The sequence below is a fragment of the Collinsella sp. AF15-51 genome (assembly GCF_003462845.1).
GTDB lineage: Bacteria > Actinomycetota > Coriobacteriia > Coriobacteriales > Coriobacteriaceae > Collinsella.
Window position 1 is genome coordinate 1 of the sequence record NZ_QRYG01000016.1, and the last position, 15,243, is coordinate 15,243.

Annotated in this window: 12 protein-coding genes, 1 tRNA gene and 1 other RNA gene; 6 read left to right on the forward strand and 8 right to left on the reverse strand. The window is 59.5% G+C overall.

Annotation, left to right across the window (positions count from 1 at the left end):
- From DWW51_RS07785 to DWW51_RS07795, 3 genes are all read left to right on the forward strand, one after another.
- A partial coding sequence (locus DWW51_RS07785; RefSeq protein ID WP_231501609.1) for an LPXTG cell wall anchor domain-containing protein occupies window positions 1-880 on the forward strand: 880 nt, incomplete at its 5' end.
- A gap of 309 nt (window positions 881-1,189) precedes the next feature.
- Entirely contained in the window at window positions 1,190-2,179 is a 990-nt protein-coding gene (locus tag DWW51_RS07790; protein WP_117774101.1) for a hypothetical protein, read from the forward strand.
- 300 nt (window positions 2,180-2,479) lie between these two features.
- Window positions 2,480-3,523, forward strand: a complete 1,044-nt coding sequence (locus DWW51_RS07795; RefSeq protein ID WP_117774102.1) for an LPXTG cell wall anchor domain-containing protein — start codon at window positions 2,480-2,482, stop codon at window positions 3,521-3,523.
- Between the two features lie 315 nt (window positions 3,524-3,838).
- Here the strand turns inward: DWW51_RS07795 and ffs are convergent.
- Window positions 3,839-3,934, reverse strand: an RNA gene (gene ffs, locus DWW51_RS07800) — signal recognition particle sRNA small type.
- 134 nt (window positions 3,935-4,068) lie between these two features.
- Complete coding sequence (gene tadA / locus DWW51_RS07805; RefSeq protein ID WP_117774103.1) at window positions 4,069-5,850, reverse strand: tRNA adenosine(34) deaminase TadA; 1,782 nt, start codon at window positions 5,848-5,850, stop codon at window positions 4,069-4,071.
- A gap of 51 nt (window positions 5,851-5,901) precedes the next feature.
- Here tadA and DWW51_RS07810 point away from each other — a divergent pair.
- Window positions 5,902-5,991: transfer RNA gene (locus DWW51_RS07810), tRNA-Ser, on the forward strand.
- 3 nt (window positions 5,992-5,994) lie between these two features.
- Here DWW51_RS07810 and DWW51_RS07815 read toward each other — a convergent pair.
- A complete protein-coding gene (locus DWW51_RS07815; RefSeq protein WP_117774104.1) occupies window positions 5,995-6,579 on the reverse strand; it encodes a TetR/AcrR family transcriptional regulator in 585 nt (194 codons plus the stop codon).
- 211 nt (window positions 6,580-6,790) lie between these two features.
- Here DWW51_RS07815 and DWW51_RS07820 point away from each other — a divergent pair, with 211 nt between their 5' ends.
- Complete coding sequence (locus DWW51_RS07820) at window positions 6,791-7,342, forward strand: LemA family protein (protein WP_082421874.1); 552 nt, start codon at window positions 6,791-6,793, stop codon at window positions 7,340-7,342.
- Between the two features lie 561 nt (window positions 7,343-7,903).
- On the opposite strand, the gene DWW51_RS07825 is transcribed toward DWW51_RS07820, so the two are convergent.
- A complete protein-coding gene (locus DWW51_RS07825) occupies window positions 7,904-8,956 on the reverse strand; it encodes a branched-chain amino acid aminotransferase (RefSeq protein WP_117774105.1) in 1,053 nt (350 codons plus the stop codon).
- A gap of 289 nt (window positions 8,957-9,245) precedes the next feature.
- Entirely contained in the window at window positions 9,246-9,893 is a 648-nt protein-coding gene (locus DWW51_RS07830; protein ID WP_117774106.1) for a DedA family protein, read from the reverse strand.
- 224 nt (window positions 9,894-10,117) lie between these two features.
- Between DWW51_RS07830 and cysE the strand changes: the two genes are divergently transcribed.
- Complete coding sequence (gene cysE, locus DWW51_RS07835) at window positions 10,118-10,822, forward strand: serine O-acetyltransferase (protein ID WP_117774107.1); 705 nt, start codon at window positions 10,118-10,120, stop codon at window positions 10,820-10,822.
- A gap of 111 nt (window positions 10,823-10,933) precedes the next feature.
- Here the strand turns inward: cysE and DWW51_RS07840 are convergent, their stop codons facing one another.
- The 3 genes from DWW51_RS07840 to DWW51_RS07855 are packed head-to-tail and all read right to left on the reverse strand — an operon-like array spanning window position 10,934 to window position 15,160.
- Window positions 10,934-12,934: an ABC transporter transmembrane domain-containing protein gene (locus tag DWW51_RS07840; RefSeq protein ID WP_197032219.1), complete on the reverse strand. Its 2,001-nt coding sequence runs from the start codon at window positions 12,932-12,934 to the stop codon at window positions 10,934-10,936.
- Between the two features lies 1 nt (window position 12,935).
- Window positions 12,936-14,660, reverse strand: a complete 1,725-nt coding sequence (locus DWW51_RS07850; RefSeq protein WP_197032220.1) for an ABC transporter ATP-binding protein — start codon at window positions 14,658-14,660, stop codon at window positions 12,936-12,938.
- Entirely contained in the window at window positions 14,660-15,160 is a 501-nt protein-coding gene (locus DWW51_RS07855; RefSeq protein WP_117774111.1) for a MarR family winged helix-turn-helix transcriptional regulator, read from the reverse strand. The genes DWW51_RS07850 and DWW51_RS07855 overlap by 1 nt, the downstream gene beginning before the upstream one ends.
- Between the last annotated feature and the right edge of the window lie 83 nt (window positions 15,161-15,243).

The window sequence follows — 15,243 nt, forward strand, 5'->3', positions numbered from 1 at the left end:
TTCCGGTTCGACGAACAGCCGATCGTGTCAAATTTGGTCTAACAGAGCCAAAGAAAAAGCGTATGCAGCCATGCAGGAAGCGCTCAAAAACCTCGAGGCCGCAAAAGACGCCGCAAGTCCTGAGAAACTTGCGGTAATCGATGATGACATTGCCGCTTTTCAAGAGATCTACGACATGGTGGTGACGGAAGCCGCCAAATGGAGGAAACCCCTTCCCGCCATGCAGGCGAACGTCGATGCAGCCCAAGCCAAATACGATGAGGCCCACAACCGGACAAGCGGCCTTCAGGCAGAATTAGATAAGGTACTCAAGGAGCTCGGCGACGAGGCGCCCAGCACAGCTATTAAGGAGCATATTAAGCAGTTGCGCAGTGAGATCATGGCGGCAGAAAGGCGAGAAGAATCTTGTGAAGATGATCTTCACCACTACCAACGCCGGCTCGAAAGCCAGGAAAAACAGGTTCAGTATTTCGAAAGTGAGGCAAAGGAAGCTAAAGCCCACATCGACGAGGACATAGCCAAGCGAAATGCGCTCCTTAGCGATTTGGAAAAAGCGCAAACGGCCTATGACGACGCCTGCAAGGCATACGAAGAGGCAAAGGCCGCGGCAGACAAGGCCGCCTCGCCCGAGATAACGCAACCGACCGAGACGACAAAACCCTCCAGCTCAGCGCAGCCGGCCGAAACGGCACAGCCCGCCAGCTCGCCCGCGACCGGCAAATACGCTCCATCGAGCTCCACCAAGCAAGCAGATACGACCGCCGGCAAGCTCGCGAACACGGGCGACGCAGCGCCGAGCGCAATCGCACTCGCAGGAATCGCCGCCGCAGGACTCGGAATAACCGCCACGGCCACACGCCGCATCAAGAACTTAAAATAGCCGCCAGAGCATACTACCTTCGCCAATCCACAAACCCAGAGACAAAAAGAGGCCCGTTTCCCCAACCAAAATCAGGGAAACGGACCTCTTTACTTGAAATAACAAATGGTAATGCCGACGTCTCTTGTACCACGCGATCCCATCAATGCCCAGACAACACTAGCAAGCCGCGTTCCTTAAGGGATAGATTTAATGGCTGTTAATCAAGGGGTATACGCGCACACCCAGCCAGTGTCGGGTCAAATAGCTTGGTATACTTACATTAGTGCTACCAAGTTGAGCCGCCGACCCTTGAAATGAGGTGCCGAGATGAACGACATTCTCGCAAGAAGAGCAAGACGAGCAACCTTGGGCATCGCCCTTTCCGCGGCACTCGTCGCGGGAATCGCCCCCGCAACGGCGATCGCGGCGGAAACCAGCTCCCCCACCGGTGCAGTTGCCTTGCAGACGGAAGATGCGGCCACCGCAAAAGAAAGAGCGTATGCAGCCATGCAGGAAGCGCTCAAAAACCTCGATGCCGCAAAAGACGCCGCAAGTCGCGAGAAAATTGCGGAAATCGATACTAAAATTGCCATTTTTCAAGAGAACTACGACACGAATTTGGCGCAAGCCGCCATATATAAAGAATCCCTTCCTACCATGCAAGCGAACGTCGATGCAGCTCAAGCCGAATGCGATAAGGCCCACAACCGGACAAGAGCCCTTGAGGCAGAATTAAATAAAATCGACTACACGACTCCTGCCGAAACTATTCGGCAGTTGCAAGAGGCGATCACAGAGGCAATAATGCAAGAAAATTCCTGTGAAGATAAGCTTGAGCACTGCCGAATGCGCCTCGAAAGTCATAAAAGCCTGATTTATTTCTTTGAAAGCGAAGTGGAGTTTAATAAAACCCATCTCGACGGAGAAACAGCCAAGCGGGATGCGCTCCTCGACGATTTGAAAAGAGCGCAAATAGCCTATGACGATGCCTGCAAAGCATACGAAGAGGCAAAGGCCGCGGCGGACAAGGCCGCCTCGCCCGAGATAACGAAACCGACCGAGACAGCGCCTCCCTCCGGCTCAACGCAACCCGCCGAGGCGACACCGCCCGTTGCCTCACCTGCAACCGGCAAAGACGCCCTACCAAGCTCCACCAAGCAAGCGAACACAAGCAGCGGCAAACAAGCAGATACGACCGCCGACAAGCTCGCGAACACGGGCGACACAGCGCCGAGCGCAATCGCACTCGCAGCAGTCGCCGCCGCAGGCCTCGGAATAACCGCCACAGCCACACGCCGCATCAAGAACTCAAAATAGCTGCCAGCGGTTATTGTCTTCGCCAATCCACAAGCCAAGAGACAAAAAGAGGTCCGTTTCCCCAACCCAGGGAAACGGACCTCTTTACTTGAAATAACAAATGGTAATGCCGCCGTCTCTTGTACCACGCAGCCATCAATGCCCAGACAACACTAGCAAGCCGCGTTCCTTAAGGGATAGATTTAATGGCTGTTAATCAAGGGGTATACGCGCACACCCGATCAATGGCGGGCAAACTGCCTGATATACTTACATTAGTGCTACCAAGTTAGTCGCCGACCCTTGAAATGAGGTGCCGAGATGAACGACATTCTCGCAAGAAGAGCAAGACGAGCAACTGTGGGCATCGCCCTTTCCGCGGCACTTGTCGCGGGAATCGCCCCCGTAACGGCGATCGCGGCAGAAACCAGTTCCCCCACCGGTGCGGCCGTTTCGCAGACGAGCGCCGCCAACGGCAATTCGGGCGCCCCGCAGACAGAAGACGCGGCCGCCGCAAAAGAAAGAGCGTATGCAGCCATGCAGGAAGCGCTCAAAAACCTCGAGGCCGCAAAAGACGCCGCAAGTCGCGAGAAAATTGCGAGATTCAATGATGACATTGCCCGTTTTCAAGAGCTCCGCGACAAGATGGCGGCGCAAGCCGCCGAATTGAGGGAATCCCTTCCCACCATGCAAGCGGACATCGATGCAGCCCAAGCCAAAAACGACGAGGCCATCAACCGGGTAAGCAAGCTCCAGGAAAAATTAGACATGAAGCTTGAGGAGCTTAAGGCAGTCGAAGCACTCGGCGACGAGGAGCTTGCCGAAACTATTAAACAGCAAATAAAGTCGTTGCACCAAGAGATCGTAACGGCAAAAGCGCGAGTTGACTTTTGCGAAATGGAGCTCCGCGAGGCCCAGGACCGCCTCAAAAGGCAGGAAAGACAAGTTAATGACTGTGAGCGTGCTGCAGAGAAGTATAAAGCCCATATCGACCAGTTCATAGCCTGGCGAGATGCGCTCCTCGACAATTTGAAAAAAGCGCAAACGGCCTATGACGACGCCTGCAAGGCATACGAAGAGGCAAAGGCCGCGGCAGACAAGGCCGCCTCGCCCGAGATAACGCAACCGACCGAGACGACAAAACCCTCCAGCTCAGCGCAGCCGGCCGAAACGGCACAGCCCGCCAGCTCGCCCGCGACCGGCAAATACGCTCCATCGAGCTCCACCAAGCAAGCAGATACGACCGCCGGCAAGCTCGCGAACACGGGCGACGCAGCGCCGAGCGCAATCACACTCGCAGGAATCGCCGCCGCAGGGTTCGGAATAGCCACCGCGGGTGTACGCCGCATCAAGAACTCAAAGTAGCTGCCAGAGCATATCGCTCCCACCAATCTACAAGCCCATAGACAAAGAGGCCCGTTTCCCCAACCAAAATCAGGGAAACGGGCCTCTTTACTTGTAAAAACAGATGGCAACGCCGCCGTCTCTTGAACCACGTAGCCATTGATGTCTTGGCGCAGTCAGCGAGCGCCATCAAGAGCGAACAAGTTGGCATGAAAAAGACAAGGCATAGACCTTCTGGTCATGCCTTGCCTTTTGAATGACAAATTGTCGCTCTGGGTGGCGCGCAGCGTCGAGCATTGCGCGGTTTGGTAAAACCGCGCAAAAAGAAAGCCCGTGCGCTCGATGGATCCGGATGCCCGACAGAGGCTCCTTATGGCTGCTTCCTTCCGGACCTGACCAGATTCGGAACATGTCGTCATCCGAACCCATCGAACGCGCTAGGCGCTCGGTATATCTTACTCGCTCCCGCCCGATGGGGCAAGACAGCTAATTTGGGACGGGGCTTTTTTGACTACTTTTTGACTGGCGGGTAGTCAAAAAAGCCCCGTCCTAAAAAGACTACTTTTCTAGATGCGGCCGAGGTCGTAGGCTCGCGCGGCAGACTCGCCGGCGCAGATGAGGTTGGTTGTGGCTTCTTGCGGATCGAGTGCCTGTTCCAGGTCCATGGGCTTGCGGCAAATCGGCAAAACCAAGTCAATACCCTGCTCACATACCGCATCCAGGTTGTCGGCACGACCGCCCACGACAGCGGCCACCGGCTTGCCATATCGCTTGGCACGGCGGGCCACACCAACCGGCGCTTTGCCGGCGGCGGATTGCTCGTCCATATTGCCCTCGCCCGTTATGACCAGGTCGACATCACGCACGCGCTCGTCAAATCCCACAAGGTCGAGCACGGTCTCAACGCCCGAACGCAACTCGGCACCAAGTGCCAACAGCGCGGCACCCAGGCCGCCGGCGGCACCTGCGCCGGGCACGCCGAGCACCGAGCCAAATGTCCGTGCGCCCTCGGGTGTGCGCAACAACCCCTGGGCCCGAGCCTCGACAATTGCCGTATCGAGCAGACGACCGTAGCCGACCATCCAGCTGTCGTACTTGCCCAGCGCCTCGGCATCATCCGCCGGCAGACCCTTCTGTCCACCGAACACTGCCAGCGCACCGCGACGCCCTACGAGCGGATTCTCGACATCCGAAAGCACCACGACACGCACGCCATTCAGTGCCCGAAGCGATGGCGCCAAATCGATACTCGCCACGTGTTCAAGGCCTGCAAGACTGGGAGCGATATCGCAGCCCTGGTCATCGACCACACGCGCGCCCAGCGCCTGCAGCATGCCGGCGCCACCGTCGTTGGTGGCACTGCCGCCCAGACCAATATAGAGTGTCTTTGCGCCCTTGCGAACCGCGCGAAGCATGAGCTCGCCCACGCCATAGGTTGTAGCAGCCAGCGCCGATGACTCCGTACAAGGCGAATACCCAATGCCGGCCGCCTCGGCCATCTCGATGACCGCGGACTCGCGCTCGACATCAACCAGCATCCGGGCAGACGTGCGCTTGCCCAAGGGACCTGCCACCTCGCAGGTCACAATCTCACCGCCGCACGCGGCGATGGCGTCGAGCGTTCCCTCGCCACCATCTGCCAGCGGCAAAGCGTTCAGCTCGGCATCGGGCCAAACGCGGCGCACGCCCTCGGCAACCGCCGCCTCCGCCTGTGCACTCGAAACGCTGCCCTTAAAGGAGTCGATCGCTAGCAGCACGCGACGGGGCCGGCGGCACGCGGGGCCAAAGTCAACCGCCGCGCCAGCATCCTCTTCGGCACACGCGAGCGCCTCAGCATGAGCGGTATGCGCCTCAAGATCGGCCCCACAACCGCAATCAGCGCCGCCCGCTCCGCGCAGACCGCCAAAATAGCTACTCAGCAGCTCGCGGCATTCATCCGCCAAGACCCCAGCCGTCACATTAAACCGATGATTCAGGCGCGAATCGGCATTGAGGTCGTATAGCGACCCCAGAGCGCCCGCCTTAGCATCGGCCGCGCCGTACACGCAGCGCCCCACGCGCGCGTTGACCATAAGCCCCGCGCACATGCAGCAGGGTTCGAGCGTCACGTAGACCGTACAGTCGGAAAGGCGCCAGCGGCCAAGCGCCTGGGCAGCGGCGCACAGGGCCGCGAACTCTGCATGCGCCGAAGGGTCCTGATCGAGCTCGCGACGATTATGCGCCCTCGCGACGATCTCGCCGTCGCGCACCACTACGGCTCCGATGGGCACCTCGCCCACCGCCGCGGCGGCTCGCGCCTCCGCCAACGCCTCGCGCATGAACTTCTCGTCGATTTCGGTGATCGTCATCGTTCGCCTTCCCTGTTGCAAATTCAAAACGATGCTATCATTACGACTCACGGAGAGATGGCAGAGCGGTTGAATGCGGCGGTCTTGAAAACCGTTGAGCGCGAGAGCGTTCCGGGGGTTCGAATCCCCCTCTCTCCGCCACTTTTAGTGATGCACCGGCGTCATGGTTCGCTCGAACAGCGCATCGACAACGTCGGCCATCTCGGAGCGACGTTCCAGATCGTGACCCGATTCCCACCACATAGTAAAAAGCCGAATAATGCCGCCGGCGACAAACTCAGCCGTCGTGTCGAGCGACACGGGCGCAAGCGCGTCCTCGTCTAACGCACTCATCACACGCTCGCGGATAGAGCGGGCAATGCGGTCGCAAATCATGCTGGTCAGCATGCCCGACATGCTGCTCGCCAAAATGTTGTCCATGAGCTGCTCATGGGCAAGAATCAGGTCCATGGCGTCGGTGAACACCTCGTGGCGAAGCACGCGCACGTCGTCAGCCGACACCGTGCCGCCCTCGCCAACCCGCTTTTGCGGCAAACCCGACATAAGCTCATCGATATAAAAGGCAAAGTAATCGTTCTTGTCGCGAAAGTGCTTGTAGAACGTCGTGCGGCGAATCATGGCCCGGTCGCACAGCATGGCAACCGTCAGGTCCTCAAAACGATGCTCCTCGAGAAGCTCGGTGAAGGCATCGAACAGGGCGCGGTAGGTTTTCTTAATGCGAAGGTCCACTGGTATCGCCATCCTCAGGGCAAAGACAACACTCGACAATCTGTCGCATATCTTACACCTGTACCTCGCGCGCTTTGCCCCGGTGCCAACCCCGCCGAAAACATAACGCTTACCGGAAAGTTCGGCACGGCAAAACGTTGCGGGTATACTAGTAGCGTTATACCAACGGCAGCTGGCGCATGCCGCCGCGGCCATTCGAAACGGAGACATCATGATTACCGTCATCATCGGCATCGTTGTTGTCATTGTGATTGTCTGCGCCATCGCCGGCATCTACAACAACATGGTCACCAAGCGTAACCGCATCGATAACGCCTGGCAGAACATCGATACGCAGCTGCAGCGCCGCAACGACCTGATCCCCAACCTGGTCGAGACCGTCAAGGGCTACGCCAAGCACGAGCAAGAGACGCTCTCCGCCGTGATCAGCGCGCGTAACACCGCCGTCAAGGCCACCACGCCCGAGGCCAAGATGGAGGCCGACAACGTGCTGACCGGTGCGCTACGCCAGCTCTTCGCCGTAGCCGAGGCCTATCCCGACCTTAAGGCAAACACCAACTTTACGCAGCTGCAGGCGTCGCTCGAGGATACCGAGAACAAGATTAGCTATGCACGCCAGAGCTACAACGACTGCGTGCTCAGCTACAACAACGCCATTCAGACGTTCCCGGCTGTCATCTTTGCCGGCATCTTCCAGTTTAAGGAGCGCCAGGGCTTCGAGGCCGCCGAAGCAGCCCGCCAGGCCCCGACCGTCAAGTTCTAGTAGTTTGGCAGCGCATCCTTAATCGGCCAAATGCATAAACCGCCCCGTCGAATGCATACTTCGACGGGGCGGTTTCCTTTTTCGCGAAGCTCCCCCTCTAAGCGCCGTGCATTTTTAGGAGTATTCAACATAACCAAGGGCTTCGGGCGCCGCGATAAATGCCAAAGAGCGCAAATATCCCTGCAAATCAAACGCTGTCAGCCCATAACCCCGCCCATCATTCGTAGAAAACATCGAGAAATCCCGATTTTTTGCCCGAGGTCGGTATGCAGGGGCCTTCGATTGCAGAATACTCGCAAAAATGCACGTCGCCATCACCCCCACATGGCGCGAACCAAAACAAAAGCACGGCCTAAAAGGCCGCGCGCCATCTTTAATTCAGATCTATATTGCCCGTAACGGCAGCGCCGAGGTAACGCAGGCCCGAGGGCAACCTTCCTTTCCGGCGCACTCCGCAGGACGAAAGAACCTCCGCCGCACGAAGTGCGCAGCGGAGGTTCTTTCATGTCCGAGGACGCGCCGGAAAGGAAGGTTGCCCTCGGGCCGAACAGCTAAGACAGCTTACGCGACGGTGTAAACCCAGTCGTGCTTATCCTCGACAGCACCAGATTGGATGCCGGTCAGGGTCTCGCGGAGCTTCTTCATCACGGGGCCAATCTCGGTGTAGCCAGCCGGGAAGGTCACGGTCTCGTCGGCACCGTAGACCTTGTTGTCGATCTCGCCCACCGGGGAGATGACGGCGGCGGTGCCGCACAGGCCGCACTCCACAAAGGTGCCGGCCTTGACCTCGGCCCACTCGACGGGGCGCTGGTCGACGGTTATGCCCAGGTCCTGAGCAACCTGAACGAGCGAGCGACGGGTGATGGAGGGCAGGATGGAGTCAGTGTGCGACTGCGGAACGACGAGCGTGCCGTCCTCCTTCACGAACAGAACGTTCGCGCCGCCGGTCTCCTCGACATAGGTGCGGGACTCAGAGTCGAGATACAGGTTCTCGGCATAGCCCTCGCGATGGGCCTCCATCGTGGGCTTGAGGGACATGGCGTAGTTCAGGCCAGCCTTGATGTTGCCGGTGCCGTGCGGTGCGGCGCGGTCGTACTCGGAAACGCGCAGCTTGACGGGCTTGAGGCCACCCTTAAAGTACGGACCGACCGGAGTCACGAGAATGCGGAACGTGTACTCAGGAGCGGGAGCCACGCCGATCACGTCACCAGAGCCGATCATAAACGGACGCACGTACAGGGTTGCACCGGAGCCGAAGGGCGGAACCCAGGCGGCGTTGGCAGAAACGACCTGCTTGACGGCCTCGACAAACTTGTCCTTGGGGAACGGGGGCATCTCGAGGCGCTGGGCAGAGTTATACATGCGCTCAGCGTTCATGTCGGGACGGAAGCAGACGATGCTGCCGTCCTCGGCGGTGTAAGCCTTCAGGCCCTCAAAGACCTCCTGGCAGTAATGGAAGATGCCACCGCACTCGGAGACATGCAGGGTGTGGTCGGTAGTCAGACCGCCCTCGTCCCACTCGCCATCCTTCCAATGAGCCTCGTAACTGTAATCGGTCTTCATGTAGCCAAAGCCGAGGCTACCCCAATCGATATCCTTCTTCTCGACAGTCATATGTCGCTCCTTACATACACAGTTGCATACTCGCGAACTCGCACGCAAGGACCGAGGCCGACCGCGTCGCAACGTCGCACGCCCGGAGCGTAGAGCCGGACGGGACACGCGAACGGCATCAAAGCCGATGGCACGTCGATTCGCATGCACGAGATTGTACTCCGCACGCGCGTCGGATAAAACGTTTTTCTTTAACTAACTAAAGTATTTTCATTTGACCGAAGCTGAAGAGGCCCGCCACCGTAAACGGTGACGGGCCTCAACTGCACGGTTTGCGCGCTGGCTCGAGCTACGCGTTCTTTTTGCCCAGCTTAGCCTTAACCAGACCGACCACGGTCGGGATGATCGACACGGCAACAATGCCCACGATCAGCAGCTCAAAGTGCTCCTGCACAAAGGGGATGCCGCCAAAGAAATAGCCCAGCAGCGTAAAGACCGTCGACCAGGTGATACCGCCCAGCACGTTATAGATGACAAAGTTGCGCCAGTGCATGCCGCCCATACCGGCGATGAAGGGCACAAAGGTGCGGATAAACGGGAAGAAGCGACCCAGGAAGATGGCCAGGTGACCCCACTTGTCCAGGAAGTCCTCGGACTTTTTGATGCGCTCGGGCGTCATGGCCTTTACCTTGCCCGAGGCGATGATTTTGCGGCCAAAGAAGTGGCCGATCATAAAGTTGCACTGATCGCCCAGGATGGCTGCGGCCCATGCGACGGCCAGCAGAGCCACGATGTTAAAGCCGCCGTTGTGGGCAAAGAAGCCCGAGGCAAACAGTAGCGAATCGCCGGGAAGGAACGGGAAGAACACCACGCCCGTCTCGATAAAGATGATCAGGAACACGCAGCCGTAGGCCATGAGCGGGCCAGCGGCGATCCAGCTGGCGATCGCAGTGCGCGGGTCCTTGAGCAGCTCGGCGATAAAATTGATGAAACCCATGAAGTAAAACCTCTCAGTTGTGGGCGCGGACACGTCCAAGTTGACCAGTATACGGTTGCGGCGCCCCCTCGTGCGCAACCCCACAAAAGCATGACTCCATTACCAGCAAGTTTGCATAACTGACACTTGTCGCCCAAAGCAAAGCAAGATCGCCCTCCTTAATCCCTAGCGAATCGCTATACTTTATTGAATCGCATTGTCACGGCGCTGAGGGAGGGCGGCCAGTGAGCTTTATCAATACCATTCGCGAGGACATCAAGACCGTCCAAGCGCAGGACCCCGCCGCGCAAAACGGTCTGGTCATTTTTCTTTCGTACCCCGGCCTGCACGCCAAGTGGAACCACGTGCCCGAGCACTGGCTGTGGGAGCACGGCCATCGCTCGCTCGCCCGTGTGCTCTCGCAAGTCACCCGCCACATCACCGGCGTCGAGATTCATCCCGCTGCACAGATCGGCAAACATTTCTTTATCGACCACGCCATGGGCGTTGTCATCGGCGAGACCACCATTGTGGGCGACAACTGCGTGCTCTACCAAGGCGTCACGCTCGGCGGTACCGGCAACGAGACCGGCAAACGCCACCCCACCCTGGGCAACAATGTCACGGTGGGCACGGGCGCCAAGGTGCTTGGCAACATCCACATTGGCGACAACGTCAAGATCGGCGGCAACTCGGTCGTCGTCAAGGACGTGCCCGACAACTGCACCGTCGTGGGCGTGCCCGGGCGCATCATCAAGCGCAACGGCTGCCGCGTGTTCGAGGAGAGCTTCGACGCCAAGCAGCATCGCGAGTACATGCCCGACGATGCCGCCGAGCAGAGCGCCCTCAACCGCCAGGGCATCAACGAAAACGCCCGTCGCGTCAAGGAACTCGAGCGAGAGGTGGCCGAGCTCAAAGCCCTCGTCGCCAAGCTCGTGGACGAGCGCTAGGGCCGTGGGCAGCCGCCACAGCATGAACGCCAACACAAAAGGCGCGCCAGGGAATCCGCCCCCGGCGCGCCTTCTTTTCGATGCGACATGCGGGGCTGCCCCTTTGTCACCTTATGCGAACTGGCTTAGGTAGAGGTCGGCGTAAGCGCCCTCGGCAGCCAGCAGCTCCTTGTGCGTACCCTGCTCGATGATATTGCCGTGATCCATGACCAGGATGAGGTCGGCATCAACGATCGTCGACAGACGGTGCGCGATCACAAAGCTCGTGCGCCCGCGCATGAGCGCGTCCATGGCGCGGCCGATGGCAAGCTCGGTTCGCGTGTCCACGCTCGACGTCGCCTCGTCCAGGATGAGGATCGCCGGGTTGTTGAGCAGCACGCGCGCGATGGTCAGCAGCTGACGTTGGCCCTGGCTGATGCTCTCGGCATCGTTAGCAACCCGTGTGTCGTAGCCCTGCGGCATAGTGCGCACAAAGAAGTCGACCTGAGCGGCACGTGCGGCCGCGACAATCTCCTCGCGCGTCGCCTCGGGACAGCCATAGGCGATGTTCTCGGCAATGGTGCCATCGAACAGCCAGGCGTCCTGCAACACCATGCCAAACTGCTGGCGCAGCTCGCCGCGAGCCATACGACTCGTATCCACGCCGTCGAGGGTAATGCGGCCGCCGTCGATCTCGTAGAAGCGCATGAGCAGATTGATGAGCGTGGTCTTACCCGCACCCGTGGTTCCCACCACGGCGATCTTCTGACCCGGCTCGGCGGCAAACGACACGTCGCGCATGAGCGGCTTGTCGGGCGCATAGCCAAAGCGCACGTGCTCAAAAGCGACGCGGCCCTCCACCTTGCCCGGCAGCTTGGCAGCCTCGCCCGACTGCGGATCGGCCTCCATCTCGGGCTCATCGAGCAGGTCGAACACGCGCTCTGCGCTCGCCAGCGCGCTCTGCAGCGAGTTAAAGGTAAACGACAACTGCGTCATGGGTTCGGACGCCTCGTAGATAAACTGGAAGAACGCCTGGAACACGCCGACGGTCATATGCCCGGCAACCAGCATGCTGCAGCCCACCAGCGCAATCACGATCTGCGCCAAACGGCCGATAAAGCGCACCGCAGGGCCGACGGCGTTAATCATAAAGTCGGCCTTGGTGCTCACGCGCGCCAGCTCCTTCGAAGCCTCGTGTACCTCGGCAGAGCTCTGGCGCTCGCGGTTAAACGCACGGATCACCAGACGGCCCGAGTAGCCTTCCTCGACCGCGCTCGTAATCTTGGACACCCACTCCTGGCGCTCGCCCGTCACATCGTGCGTGCGGCGCGACACGACCTTCGTCACCAGCAGCGAAAGCGCCGTAAAGAACAAAAAGACGAGCGTGAGCGGCACGCTAAACACGAACATCACGCTCACGGCGCCCACCACGGTACCGATCGACACCAGCAACTGCAGCAGTCCGCGCTGCATGCTCTCGGACATCTTGTCCAAGTCGTTGGTCGCACGGCTGACGACCTCGCCGGGACGATGCGCGTCAAAGTAGGCAAGCGGCAGACGGTTGAGCTTTTGTGCGATGCGGTTGCGTAGGCGCAGGTTGAGGCGCTCGGCAACGCTCGACATCAAAAAGCTCTGGAGTGCGTAGAACGAGGCGGCGGCGGTCCAGATCATAAAGTAGATGAAGATGGTCCTGCCGCAGTTCTCCCAGGTAATGCTGAAGGTAGTGTTGTTGGCAAACGCCACCTTCATGTGCCCCCATAGCTCATCGATCACGCGGGCGCTGTAAGCCGGCGCCGCAGTGTTAAAGATGGCATAGAACACGATGCTCGCGAACACGATATAGAAGCGCCAGTGGTCGCCGGCGGCCTCGCTCCACAGGCGGCGCACCGTCGCCCAGGTATCGCGGGGCGTCTCGTCCTCGTCCTCGTCGTCAACGTCGCGCATGCGCTCCGCCTCGGCGCGGGCGCGCTCGTCCTCGGCGCGCTCGTTTTCCTCGTAGAGTGCCTGGCGGCGAGCCTCGCGCTCCGCCGTCTTGGCGGCTTCGTCCAGGACGGGCATGGCGCCCGTCTCCTCGACTGTCTCTGCAGCCGCGGCGTCATCGGCGATGCTCTGCCTCTTTAGCTCCTCGGTCATGCTACTCACCTCCCTTCATCTGCGATTCCGCGATAGCGCGGTACACCTCGCAGGTTTCCATGAGCTCGTCGTGCGTGCCCAGGCCCACGACCCCGCCGTCTTTGAGCACCACGATCTGATCGGCATGCAAAATAGTCGAGATGCGCTGGGCGATGATGAGCACCGCGGCATCGCACGTCTCGTCCTGCAGCGCATGGCGCAGTGCCGCATCGGTCTTAAAGTCCAGAGCCGAAAAACTGTCGTCGAAGATATACAGGTCGGCGCGCTTCATGAGTGCGCGGGCAATCGCCAAACGCTGGCGCTGGCCGCCCGAGAAGTTCGTGCCGCCCTGGGCCACCGGCGTATCGAGCCCCTGGGGCTGGTCGAGCACAAAGGTGCTCTGGGCAACCTCCAGCGCATGGAGCATGTCAGCCTCGGTCGCGTCTTCGTTGCCAAAGCGCAGATTGCTTGCCACCGTACCCGAGAACAGCCATGCCTTCTGCGGCACATAGGCGATACGCCCGCGGATGTCGTCTTGCGAAAGGTCGCGCAGATCGATGCCGTTCAGGCGAATGGTGCCCTTCGTGGCATCGTGGAAGCGAAGCAAGAGCTTGGCCACCGTTGACTTGCCCGAGCCCGTTGAGCCCACGATCGCGGTCGTCTGTCCGCGGCGGCAGGCAAAACTCAGGTTGCACAGGGTGTCCTCGTCGGCATCGTCAAAACGGAACGACATGTGGTCGAACACGGCCACCGCGTCGGCCCCATCTGCGGACTCAGGTGCCCCGTCGCCCAGCGTAGCCTTACCGTCCACAATGCTCGGCTCGATTTCGAGCACCTGCTGCGCACGGTTGAGGCACGCCGCGGCGCGCGGAAGCGTCAGTACTACCATCTGCGCCATCATCACAAAGAACAGGATCAGAAGCGCGTACTCCAGCACGGCCGAGATGCTGCCGATTTGCATGGCATGGACGCCCACGCGGTTGCCGCCCACCCACAGCACCGCCACCTCGGCGATGTTCATCAAAAAGAAGCTGGAGCTGTCGAGACCCACAAACAGGTGGTTGACCTTGATGGCATTGGCCGCGTAATCGCTAAACACCTCGTCCAGGCGCTGCTCCTCGTGGCGCTCCTTGTTAAATGCGCGGATGACGCGCACGCCCACGATGTTCTCGCGCAGCACCACGTTCATGCGGTCGATAAAGCTCTGCAGGCGCATAAAAATCGGCGCGGCGTTAGCCACCGTAAAGACCGCCGCCACCAGCACGATCGCCACGACTGCGCCCAGCAGCGTACCCATGGCGGGATCGATAAACCAGGCGAAGATGATGCCCGCCACGGCCAAGAACGGCACCGGCAGCACCAACTGAATCGTCTGCAGGATTGCCTGCTGAATCACGTTGATGTCGTTGAGTGAGCGTGTGATCATCGATCCCGTGCCAAAACGATTAAAGTCGCTGGCAGCGAGCTCGAGCGATTTGTCGTACACGGCATTGCGGATGTCACAGGCCACGTTGGCAGCCAGACGGGCCGAAAGATAGCAGCCCAGCACCGCGCCGCCGCTGGCCATGCCGGTCGCGATAAGCATGTACAGGCCGTTGCGCAGGATGTAGTCGACATCACCCGTCGTGATACCGGTATTGACCATATTCGCCAACATTGTAGGCACCAACAGCGTGCCGACGTTATCCACCAACAGCACCAGCAGCGTCACTGCGACAAGCCCTCGATAGGGCTTCAAAAACCTCATTAGCAGTCGCACGACTCCCCCTCACGTCGATCTTGCATCTGACTTTCGGCTGCCATCTGCTGCTTAAATGCCTCGCACTCGTCGCCCAGGACTTGGGAGAATTTACCGATCAAGCGCATGATCTCGCGCTGTTCCCATGGCTCGAGGGCATCGAAGGCTCTCTGCTCGGCCCCTTGCGCCGGCAACGCATAACGCTCGGCAAATCGCCTGCCCGCTTCGGTCAAACGCACAACCTTGTTCTTACGGCTGCCTTCGGCAAACTCCAGCGTGGCGAAACCCCGCGCCGTCAAGGTTTTAATGGCCGAGTTGATAGTCTGCTTGTTGTAGAACCATTCGCTTGTCAGACGGCTTACGGCAACACTGCCGCCCGCCGTGCTGGTATCGACGAGCATCCAGTAAGCGCAGTCCGAAAGACCGCAGGCGCGCGAGAACTCCGAATAGATATGGTCGAGTCCATTGAGCAACCGACTGAAGTCGACCAGCGTAACCGCACTATTCATCTATCCCACCATTCGATTGTCCGATTTTTGACCAATTTATGTCTCTAGATTAGTCCGAGTTTTGACTATCGTCAACAGGCGCT

What these genes read in the sequence shown, in the direction of transcription:
- DWW51_RS07790 (WP_117774101.1), top strand. Translation starts at nt 1,190, where the DNA reads ATGAACGACATTCTCGCAAGAAGAGCAAGACGAGCAACCTTGGGCATC.
- DWW51_RS07795 (WP_117774102.1), top strand. Translation starts at nt 2,480, where the DNA reads ATGAACGACATTCTCGCAAGAAGAGCAAGACGAGCAACTGTGGGCATC.
- tadA (WP_117774103.1), bottom strand. Translation starts at nt 5,850, where the DNA reads ATGACGATCACCGAAATCGACGAGAAGTTCATGCGCGAGGCGTTGGCG.
- DWW51_RS07820 (WP_082421874.1), top strand. Translation starts at nt 6,791, where the DNA reads ATGATTACCGTCATCATCGGCATCGTTGTTGTCATTGTGATTGTCTGC.
- DWW51_RS07825 (WP_117774105.1), bottom strand. Translation starts at nt 8,956, where the DNA reads ATGACTGTCGAGAAGAAGGATATCGATTGGGGTAGCCTCGGCTTTGGC.
- DWW51_RS07830 (WP_117774106.1), bottom strand. Translation starts at nt 9,893, where the DNA reads ATGGGTTTCATCAATTTTATCGCCGAGCTGCTCAAGGACCCGCGCACT.
- DWW51_RS07840 (WP_197032219.1), bottom strand. Translation starts at nt 12,934, where the DNA reads ATGACCGAGGAGCTAAAGAGGCAGAGCATCGCCGATGACGCCGCGGCT.
- DWW51_RS07850 (WP_197032220.1), bottom strand. Translation starts at nt 14,660, where the DNA reads ATGAGGTTTTTGAAGCCCTATCGAGGGCTTGTCGCAGTGACGCTGCTG.
- DWW51_RS07855 (WP_117774111.1), bottom strand. Translation starts at nt 15,160, where the DNA reads ATGAATAGTGCGGTTACGCTGGTCGACTTCAGTCGGTTGCTCAATGGA.